This window comes from Mesorhizobium sp. M0317, from assembly GCF_040321555.1.
Classification (GTDB): Bacteria; Pseudomonadota; Alphaproteobacteria; order Rhizobiales; family Rhizobiaceae; genus Mesorhizobium.
Window position 1 is genome coordinate 121,765 of sequence record NZ_JAMYRV010000011.1, and the last position, 9,869, is coordinate 131,633.

Here is a 9,869-nt window from a genome sequence, read left to right on the forward strand (position 1 = left end):
TGAACGGGGAGAAGAGAGCTAATTGCCTCAAGCAAAATACTCCTGCAGCGGCCTGACCTCCAGGCTCCCTGCCTTCAGCGCCGTAATCGCCTCGGCCACCGCCGCGGCGCCCGACAGCGTCGTATAATACGGCACCTTCTGCATCAGCGTGGCGCGGCGCAGGGACTTCGAGTCCGATACCGCCTTCTGGCCATCCGTCGTGTTGAAGACGATCTGGACCTGGCGGTTGCGGATGGCGTCTTCGATGTGGGGCCGGCCCTCCAGCACCTTGTTGATCTTCTGGGCGTCGACGCCATTTTCGGCGAGGAAGCGGGCCGTGCCGGATGTCGCCAGCACCTTGAAGCCCTGGCCGGCGAGGCGCTTGACCGCCGGCAGGATGCCGGCCTTGTCCTCGTCGCGCACCGAGACGAACAGCGTGCCGGAGCGGGGGAGATCGACGCCGGCGCCGAGCTGGCTCTTGGCGAAGGCCAGCGCAAAATCGCGGTCGAGGCCCATGACCTCGCCGGTCGAGCGCATTTCGGGGCCGAGCAATATGTCGACGCCGGGGAAGCGGGCGAAGGGGAAGACGGCTTCCTTGACCGCGATGTGGCCGGGGTTTCTCGGGTCGGGCATCGCGCCGTAATGGGCGAAGGCGTCTTCCAGCTTTTCGCCGGCCATGATGCGTGCGGCAATCTTGGCGATGGGCCGGCCGATGGTCTTGGCGACGAAGGGCACGGTGCGCGATGCGCGCGGGTTGACCTCCAGCACATAGACCGTGCCGTCCTTGATCGCATACTGCACGTTCATCAGGCCGCCGACGTTGAGCGCGCGGGCAAGCGCCGCCGTCTGGCGCTCCAGCTCGTCGACCAGCTCGGAAGGCAGCGAGTGAACAGGGAGCGAGCAGGCGCTATCGCCGGAGTGGATGCCGGCCTCCTCGATGTGCTCCAGAATGCCTGAGACGAATGTCGACTTGCCGTCGCACAGGCAGTCGACATCGACCTCGATGGCGCCCGAGAGATAGGTGTCGAACAAAAGCGGGTTCTTGCCCAAGAGCGTGTTGATCTGGCCGGTCTTGTCGTTGGGGTATTTCTGCTTGATGTCCTCCGGCACCAGGCCGGGCACGGTGTCGAGCAGGTAGCTCTGCAGCATGCCTTCGTCATGGATGATCTGCATGGCGCGGCCGCCGAGCACATAAGAGGGGCGCACCACCAGCGGGAAGCCGAGCTCGCCGGCGACGAGGCGAGCCTGCTCGACCGAATAGGCGATGCCGTTCTTCGGCTGGCTGAGGTTGAGCTTGTGCAAGAGCTTCTGGAAACGGTCGCGGTCTTCGGCGAGATCGATCATGTCGGGTGACGTGCCCAGGATAGGGATGCCGGCCTTCTCCAGCGCATCGGCCAACTTCAGCGGCGTCTGGCCGCCGAACTGGACGATGACGCCGACCAATTCGCCCGAGGCCTGTTCGGCGCGCAGGATCTCCAGCACGTCCTCTGCCGTCAGCGGCTCGAAGTAGAGCCGGTCCGAGGTGTCGTAGTCGGTCGAGACCGTCTCGGGGTTGCAGTTGATCATGATCGCTTCATAGCCGGCGTCGCGCAGCGCGAAGGCGGCATGGCAGCAACAATAGTCGAACTCGATGCCCTGGCCGATGCGGTTCGGACCGCCGCCGAGGATGACGACTTTTTTTCGCGATGACACCTGCGCCTCGTTGGCGAGCGCGCCGGCGAAGGGCACTTCATAGGTCGAGTACATGTAGGCGGTGGGCGAGGCGAACTCGGCCGCGCAAGTGTCGATGCGCTTATAAACCGGATGAACGTTGAGCTTTTCGCGAATCCTTTGAATCACTTCGGCGTCGGTCTTCGTCAGCGACGCGAGGCGGGCGTCGGAGAAGCCCATCGCCTTCAGCATGCGCAGGTTGACGGCGTCCTGTGGGATGCCGTGCTCGCGGATGCGGGCTTCCATGGAAACGATGCCGGCGATCTGTTCGAGGAACCACGGGTCGATCTTGCACATTGCGTGCACGTCTTCGAGCGAGGTGCCCATGCGGATCGCCTGCGCCACCATGCGCAACCGGTCGGGCGTCGGCGTGCCGAGCGCGGCGCGGATGGCGTTGCGGTCGTCGGCGTGGTTGGCAGCCACGGCACCGTGGCCGAGGCCGGGGATCTCGATCTCGTCTAGGCCGGTGAGGCCGGTTTCCAGTCCACGCAAAGCCTTCTGCAGGGACTCCTGGAAGGTGCGGCCTATGGCCATGACTTCGCCGACCGACTTCATGGCGGTGGTAAGCACCGGCTCGGCGCCGGGAAATTTCTCGAAGGCAAAGCGCGGGATTTTTGTGACGACGTAATCGATGCTTGGCTCGAAGGAGGCGGGGGTGGCGCCGCCGGTGATGTCGTTCTCCAGCTCGTCCAGCGTGTAGCCGACAGCGAGCTTGGCCGCAATCTTGGCAATGGGAAAGCCGGTCGCCTTGGACGCCAGCGCCGACGAGCGCGAGACTCGCGGGTTCATCTCGATAACGACGAGGCGGCCATCGGCCGGGTTGACGGCGAACTGCACGTTGGAGCCGCCGGTCTCGACGCCGATCTCGCGCAGCACCGCGAGCGAGGCGTTGCGCATCATCTGGTATTCCTTGTCGGTCAAGGTCAGCGCGGGGGCGACGGTGATCGAGTCACCGGTGTGTACGCCCATCGGGTCGATGTTCTCGATCGAGCAGACGATGATGCAATTGTCCGCCTTGTCGCGGACGACCTCCATCTCATACTCCTTCCAGCCGAGCACGCTTTCCTCGATCAGCACTTCGGTGGTCGGCGAGGCGTCGAGGCCGGACTGGACGATGTCGTAGAATTCGGCGCGGTTGTAGGCGATGCCGCCGCCGGTGCCGCCCATGGTGAAGGACGGGCGGATGATGGCGGGCAGGCCGACATGGTCGAGCGCCTGGGCGGCAATCGCCATGCCATGGCTGATGTAGCGCTGCTTGCGGTCGCCTTCGCCGAGGTTCCAGCGGGTTTCCAGCGCGTCGAGCGCGGCATCGAGGTCGGCAGGCGCCTCGGCCTTGACGGCGGCGCGCTCGGCCTCATGGGTCTTGCGGTCGGCGTTCTTGACGTCGGTGGCATTGGCCAGCATCGACTTCGGCGTTTCCAGGCCGATCTTCTTCATCGCCTCGCGAAACAGCGCCCGGTCCTCAGCCTTGTCGATCGCCGTGGCGTCGGCGCCGATCATCTCGACATTGTAGCGCTCGAGCACGCCCATGCGGCGCAGCGACAGAGCGGTATTGAGCGCGGTCTGGCCGCCCATGGTCGGCAGCAGCGCGTCGGGCCGCTCCTTGGCGATGATCTTGGCGACGACTTCAGGCGTGATCGGCTCGATATAGGTGGCGTCGGCCAGTTCCGGGTCGGTCATTATGGTGGCCGGGTTGGAATTGACCAGGATGACGCGAAAGCCCTCTTCCTTCAGCGCCTTGCAGGCCTGTGTGCCGGAATAATCGAACTCGCAGGCCTGGCCGATGACGATGGGGCCGGCCCCGATGATCAGGATCGACTTGATGTCGGTGCGTCTTGGCATCGTTGTGAGTTCCGTTCGGCGAGCGGCTTGCACGAAAAACCGGGACGGGAAGACCCGGCCGGTTGTGCTTGCGATTCTGGTATCAGGCTAGGAGGGCCTTATAGGGAAGAGTTTTGGGAGATGTAACCCCGAAAATGAGGCTAGGCAGTAGGGATTAGGCAGTAGGGATCACGCAGTGGGGATTAGGCAGGAGCGAGGTTAAGGCGCCTATTGCCCATTCCCTACTGCCTGACACCTAATCCCCCAGCGCGAGCTGATCCGTAATCTCAAACCGCTCGGATACCCCGACGCGGATCATGTTGAGGCTGCCTTCCCTTGTGAAGCGGAACTCGCTGGGCGAATCCGAGTTGGCCGGCATGCCGGCATAGAAGGAGATGACGCGCGTGCCGCCATCGGGCCAGGTCACGGTGATGTCTGCCTCGTCAGCGCCATTGTGGACGATGTTGACGGCGCAGCGGGTCATCGGTTGTCCGACATAGCGGGCGCAGGGGATCTCGGCGGTGGCGCCGAGGGCGGGCGGGGGTTCCAGCCGTGCAACGGTTTGCGTAGCGGTCGCAGCTTTGGCCTGGTCTGGCCGTGGCGACGGGGATAGTACCCCCGGCGCGGACGCTGTATCCGGCGCTGCTCCCGCAGACGCGGCGGCGGCGAGTTCCGGCGTCCCTGTGGCCTCCGTTGCCGGAGCCTCTGTGGCAGGGATTTCATCCGTCGGCGGACTTTCATTCGCTGCGAAGGCAAGGCCGTAAGCATCCTGCATGGCGGTCCTGCCGATCTCGGCGGCGGACTTCGGCGCGCCTGGATTCGTGCCGCCAAGGCGCTCCGTCAGGTCGAGTGGAGCCGGCGCGGGTGCAGCCGGGGTGGGTGGAGCCTGAGTGGGTGCAGCCGGAGCGGCAGAGGCGGCAGGTGCAGTCGTCCGGGGCGCTGCGGCCACGTCGGCCGGCTGCGTCGACATGTCGGGCGCGAGCGTCGGGCCGCCGGCTTCAGCGCTGGCGGTCACCTGGGGCGGCGCGGCGTCAACTTCGACCACGGTCGGATTGTCGGGGATAAGATAGCGCGCGGGCGCCCAGCCTTTGACCAGTGGATTGTCGATCTCCTCGACCTTGCACCAGCGGTGGCCATCCACTTCGTTGCAGCCGAAATTCCTGACGCTCGACCCGATCGGCAGGCGCGCCTGGGTTCTGCCGACCGGCGACGGCGTGGCGCGGATGTTGAGGAGATCGCCTGGGCCGAGTTCGGTCACGATGGAAACGATGTCTGCAGGCGCGTCCTCGGCATTGGCCGGCAAGCTCACCAACAACGGGCCCACCACCAACGGACCCGCCAACAACCGGGCTGCCCGCAGGAGCGGAGCGCCAGTCAGTCGATGCAAAATGGTTCGGATTGTGCGCCTCATCATTTGGCCGTGCGCCGATTACCCTTGCGGCAGCAGTCCTGCCGTATGCCAAGGCGGTTTTATAAGGGACGATACGCGGCCATGTAAGTCTGAAAATGCGTCCGATGTTTGGTGCCGCGAGGCGGAAGCAGGGCGCAGCCATGCGGTCAAGCGGAGCCTTGCCAAGAGGGTTTGGGCATGAAGCCGGTCCTCAGCGCATGCGCCCATTCCGGTCGGCCCGCCTGTGCGGCCTGTCTCGCCGCCGCTTCGTGGTCGTAGTCGACGGCGATGGTCTCGAAACGGTCTGGACCATCGCCATCCAAGGTGAGGATGCCGTAGCGCGCATGCGGGCTGCCTTGCTCCGAAACATGCGCCGGGGGCGTGTCATCTTCATAGGCGGGGGCGCCGACGCTGCCGGGATTGAAGAGCAAGGGGCGGCCGGGGATACGGACCAGTTCCGCGCGGTGGCTGTGGCCGCACAGCACGATGCGGCAGGCCGCGTCCAGCGCCTGCAACCGCCGCTGAATAGCGGCAAGCGGCGCGCGCACCAGTTGGCCATCGACGATCGCGTCGAGCAGGTATTTCTCGTCATGGTCGGGCCGCGCATGGAAAGCGACCACGCCGGGAACAATCTCCAGCGTGAAGGGCAGGGCGAGCAGGGCTTCGCGCTGCGCTGATGTCAGCCGTTCCTGCGCATAGCGGTCTGAAGCCCACATCATATCGTCGGCCGGATCGACCGCGACGCGGCGGTCATGGTTGCCGCGCACCGTCGGCAGGTCGAGCGCTTCGAGCCGCTCGAATGTCTCGCGCGGCCAGAGCGGGCCGGAGACACAGTCGCCAAGGTTGACGGTGAGATCGGCGCCGCCGCGCCGCGCTAGATCGGCGAGCACGGCATCCAGCGCCAGCACATTGCCATGGATGTCGGCGAGAACGGCAATGCGCATGCGGCGGGCTCCTTGGTGCAGCCCGTTGAGGCTTGCGGCCCGTCTTCGTTATCAAGCCCCTGCCTTCATTATCAAGCCCTTGAGATCGTTCGAGACAGCCGGGAGCCCCGCCTATCGCGGAAGCACTCCATCTGCTAGCGTCCACGCCGCTCCAGAGTTCATCCGGGGGAGGACAGGCGATGACCCGCGACCAGATGGTTGCCCACCTTCGCGCCGCCAATGACGTCGCGCGCGAGACTGCCGCGCACGGGCACCATCCTTTCGGCTGCGTGCTCGTCGGCCCCGACGATCGCATCCTGATGCGGCAAGGCAACATCAACACCGTGCGCCACGCCGAAACCGAGCTCTCCCGGCGTGCCGCCGACACCTATCCGCCGGATTTCCTCTGGTCTTGCACGCTGGTCACAACCGGCGAGCCCTGTGCGATGTGCACGGGAACGCTGTACTGGGCGAATATCGGCCGGCTGGTCTACGGCTTCGAGGAAACCAAGCTTCTCGCGCTGACCGGCAATCACGCAGAGAACCCGACGATGAACCTCTCGTCGCGCACAGTCCTCGGCTCCGGGCAGAAGCCGGTCGAGGTCCACGGCCCTTTCCCCGAGATGGACGAGGAACTCCTCGCCCCGCATATCGGTTTTTGGCAGCGCTAGGAGCGGCCTGACTTCGGCACCAGCTACGCCGGAATTTCGATGTCGTGGCCGCCGACGATGGGTAGAGCCGGGTCATCTCCGGCCGCCGCAATCACGCTGTCGAGCAGGCCGGGGAAGCGGGCGTCGAGGTCGGCGCGGCGCAGCGTGATCATCCGGTTGGTGCCGGCCACTTCGGCGCGGGTGACGCCGGCCTCGCGCAGTTTGGCCAGGTGATAGCTGAGATTGGTCTTGGAGCCGAGGTCGAGGAACCGGCTGCAGTTCAGCGGCACGCCTTCCTTGCTGGCGAGATAGCGCACGATGGCGAGCCGGGTCGGGTCGCCAAGGACGCCGAGCACAACCGGCAGGCTGATCTGGTCTGTATTGGGGTGCGGCAAAGTCATGGCCCGAAACTAAGCACAGTCGGTGGCGATTTCAACGCGTCGATCTTTCGCGGGCATGCACAGTCCGTTTCGCGATTGGCCCAATGGCTGTCCTGACACAGGGCTGTCAGCAGGCTTCAGCTATTTTCACCTGGCTTCATTGACATCATGTCCTGTTATGTCCAATTGTTCAATAAGTTTTGAACTAAGGACACGCCCTATGGACAAGCGCCTCTTTTGGCTTGCGCTCGGATCGTTCACGATCTCGACCGAAGGCTTCGTCATCTCCAGCCTGCTGCCTGACATCGCCACCGACGCCCGCATTTCCATTCCGCTCGCCGGCACGCTGATCACCGCCTTCGCGCTGGCTTACGCCATCGGCACGCCGATCCTGGCAACGCTGACCGGCGAATGGGACCGGCGCCGCGTCATCTTGTGGACGCTGGCGTTCTTCGTCATCGGCAATGTGGTGGCGGCGCTGAGCTCGTCCTTCGAACTGCTGCTCATTGCCCGCATCATCATGGCGCTGTCGTCAGGCTTGTTTGCCGCGACCGCTCAAGGCACGGCGGTGGCGCTGGTCGATGACCACCACCGGGCGCGGGCCATTGCCGTCGTCGTCGGCGGAACCACGGTGGCGGTTGCGCTCGGTGCACCGCTCGGCGCGCTGGTTGCCACGATAGCCGGCTGGCGCGGGACCTTCTTTGCCATTGCCGGGCTCGGCGCGCTGGTCGGCGCCATCCTGTGGTACCGGCTGCCGCGCGGCATTGTCGGTACCAAGCTGCCGCTCAGGCGGCGGCTGGCTGCGGCGCTGCGCCCCGGCGTCATGCCGATCCTGCTGACCACCGCTCTTGCCCTGATCGGCGCCTTCTCGGTGTTTTCCTATATCGCGCCGCTGGCCATCCAGAGCGGCGGCCTCAGCCCGATTGCGCTGCCCGGCATGCTGCTCGCCTTCGGTGTCGGCGCCGTCATCGGCAACATAGCCGGCGGCCAGGCGGCCGACCGTTTTGGTGCGACGCGCACCGTCGGCTGGTCTCTGGCGCTGAGCGCCGTCATGCTGGTGATGCTCTCGGTCATCCCGACCTTCCTGCCGCAGCATCTCGCCGGGCCGGCATTGATGGCCATGATGGTGCCGTGGGGCATGGTCGGCTGGGCATTTCCGCCGGCGCAGGCCAGCCGCATCATCAAGCTGGCGCCCGACGCCGCCCCGATCGTGCTGTCGCTCAACGCTTCGGCGCTCTATCTCGGCGTGGCGCTGGGTGCTGTGGTCGGCGGCGCCGTGCTGCGCTACGGCGTGCCGGCCGATCTCGGCCTGGTCGCCGCCATCTTCCCGCTGATCGGGCTTGGGGTGGTGCTGGCCGGCCGCTGGGCGGCCCGGCCGGTCGCCATGCCGGCCGAATAGATCTTTGCAAAGGACCGGCGGCCGCTCTTTCAGCTTGAAGGGGCGGCCGCCGGCACGTCGTATTCCAGCGCCGCGACTTCATCCAGCATAGCGCGCAGATCTGCCGCTCGTTGCGGGCCGAACAGCGCCTCGAAGCGCTGCTGAGCAGTGCTCCACAATTGCGTCGTCTCCTCGAGCTTGGTCTGGCCTTGGTCGGTCAGCCGCACCCGCTTGACGCGGCGATCGTCCTTGTCGGCGAAGGTGTCGACATAGCCGTCGCGGATCAGCGGCTTCAGCGTGTGGCCGAGCGCCGAGAGATCCATGACCATCGCTTCGGCTATCGTGCCCATCGCCGGCTCGTTGCTGACATGGATCTGGTAGAGCAGGCCGTACTGCGTGCCCTTCAGACCCGAAGGCGAGATTACATCGTCATAGAAGCGGCCGAGCTTGCGCGCGGCCCGCCGCAGCGTGGCGTTGTTGCAAAGGCTAAATCCCGGCAGCGCGGTCTTGCTCATCACGACTCCTTGCCGACAAAACCGCTGCCGGCCTGCCGCAGAAATAGTTTCTGCCGCCTCCGTTGACAAGATAGTGGTATATGCCTACTTCCCTGAAAGTGGTATATGCCACTAATTGGAGATCAGGGCGGGACGAGGGTTCATCGACCTGTCTCGCCGGGCAGAAAAAAGGAACAGGACAATGAGTGGACAGGACAACAAGGGTACCGCAGTCGTCACCGGCGCATCGGCCGGCATAGGTGCTGTCTATGCCGACCGGCTGGCCGGGCAGGGCTACGATCTGGTGCTGGTAGCGCGGCGCGCCGACCGGCTGGAGGAACTGGCTGAAAAGCTGCGATATGCCTACAAGCGCAAGGTCAGCGTGATATCAGCCGATCTTGCCGACGACAATGATGTGCGCCGCGTCGAGCAGGCGATCGCAGCCGACGACAGCGTCACGCTGCTGGTCAACAATGCCGGCATTGGTGGCCAGGCCCTGGTGGCAACGGCCGACGCCGACGAGGCCGAGCGCATGATCAAGGTCAACGTCATCGCCTTGACCCGCCTGACCCGCGCCGTGCTGCCGGGGCTTCTTGCGCGCAACCGCGGCGCCATCGTCAACATCGCCTCTGTGCTCGCCTATGATACCTCGTTCGGCGGCATCTATAGCGGCACCAAGGCCTATGTCGTCAACTTCACCGAGGCGCTGCACCGCGAAGTCGCCGGCACCAATGTGAAGGTGCAGGCGGTGCTGCCGGGCGCGACCCGCACCGATTTTTGGGAGCTTGCCGGCGGTGACATCGACAATCTGCCGAAGGAGATCATCATGTCCGCCGACGATATGGTCGATGCCGCGCTTGTGGGCCTATCCAGGGGCGAAGCCGTCACCGTGCCGGCACTTGCCGATGCGACCAAGCTCGACACCTTCCTCGGCGCAAGGCAAGTCTTCTACGGCAGCCTGCACGCCGACAAGCCTGCTGCCCGCTATGCTGCTTGAGAGTAGCTGGTTCGCTTCGCGAACCAGGACCCCCACCCCGGGGGCCGGCGGGGGGGCCCCCCCCCCCCCCGGGGGGGGGGCCTGGGCGCGGCCCCACACCCCCCCCGGGGGGGGGGGGGGCCCCCCGGGCGGGGGGGGGGGGGGGGG

8 protein-coding genes are annotated in these 9,869 nt (G+C 65.6%); 3 read left to right on the forward strand and 5 right to left on the reverse strand.

Translation table 11 applies throughout. The features are described from left to right. Positions 1–27 precede the first annotated feature (27 nt). The 3 genes from carB to NKI88_RS11400 all read right to left on the reverse strand — a co-directional run bounded on the left by carB (position 28) and on the right by NKI88_RS11400 (position 5,844). Complete coding sequence (gene carB / locus NKI88_RS11390) at positions 28–3,531, reverse strand: carbamoyl-phosphate synthase large subunit (RefSeq protein WP_352655150.1); 3,504 nt, start codon at positions 3,529–3,531, stop codon at positions 28–30. Positions 3,532–3,766: 235 nt separating this feature from the next. Continuing rightward, positions 3,767–4,819, reverse strand: coding sequence for an SH3 domain-containing protein (locus NKI88_RS11395; RefSeq protein WP_352655164.1), 1,053 nt, complete (start codon positions 4,817–4,819; stop codon positions 3,767–3,769). A 248-nt stretch (positions 4,820–5,067) separates the two neighbouring features. Next, a complete protein-coding gene (locus NKI88_RS11400) occupies positions 5,068–5,844 on the reverse strand; it encodes a metallophosphoesterase family protein (protein WP_352655152.1) in 777 nt (258 codons plus the stop codon). Between the two features lie 179 nt (positions 5,845–6,023). Between NKI88_RS11400 and NKI88_RS11405 the strand changes: the two genes are divergently transcribed. Continuing rightward, entirely contained in the window at positions 6,024–6,494 is a 471-nt protein-coding gene (locus NKI88_RS11405) for a nucleoside deaminase (RefSeq protein WP_023672423.1), read from the forward strand. Positions 6,495–6,517: 23 nt separating this feature from the next. On the opposite strand, the gene NKI88_RS11410 is transcribed toward NKI88_RS11405, so the two are convergent. After that, positions 6,518–6,874: an ArsR/SmtB family transcription factor gene (locus NKI88_RS11410; protein WP_023672424.1), complete on the reverse strand. Its 357-nt coding sequence runs from the start codon at positions 6,872–6,874 to the stop codon at positions 6,518–6,520. Between the two features lie 199 nt (positions 6,875–7,073). Between NKI88_RS11410 and NKI88_RS11415 the strand changes: the two genes are divergently transcribed. After that, positions 7,074–8,252, forward strand: a complete 1,179-nt coding sequence (locus tag NKI88_RS11415) for an MFS transporter (RefSeq protein WP_023683782.1) — start codon at positions 7,074–7,076, stop codon at positions 8,250–8,252. A 29-nt stretch (positions 8,253–8,281) separates the two neighbouring features. Here NKI88_RS11415 and NKI88_RS11420 read toward each other — a convergent pair whose 3' ends face one another. Further along, positions 8,282–8,746: a MarR family winged helix-turn-helix transcriptional regulator gene (locus NKI88_RS11420; RefSeq protein ID WP_352655155.1), complete on the reverse strand. Its 465-nt coding sequence runs from the start codon at positions 8,744–8,746 to the stop codon at positions 8,282–8,284. A gap of 181 nt (positions 8,747–8,927) precedes the next feature. Between NKI88_RS11420 and NKI88_RS11425 the strand changes: the two genes are divergently transcribed. Next, a complete protein-coding gene (locus tag NKI88_RS11425) occupies positions 8,928–9,722 on the forward strand; it encodes an SDR family NAD(P)-dependent oxidoreductase (RefSeq protein ID WP_023741112.1) in 795 nt (264 codons plus the stop codon). Positions 9,723–9,869: the final 147 nt, after the last annotated feature.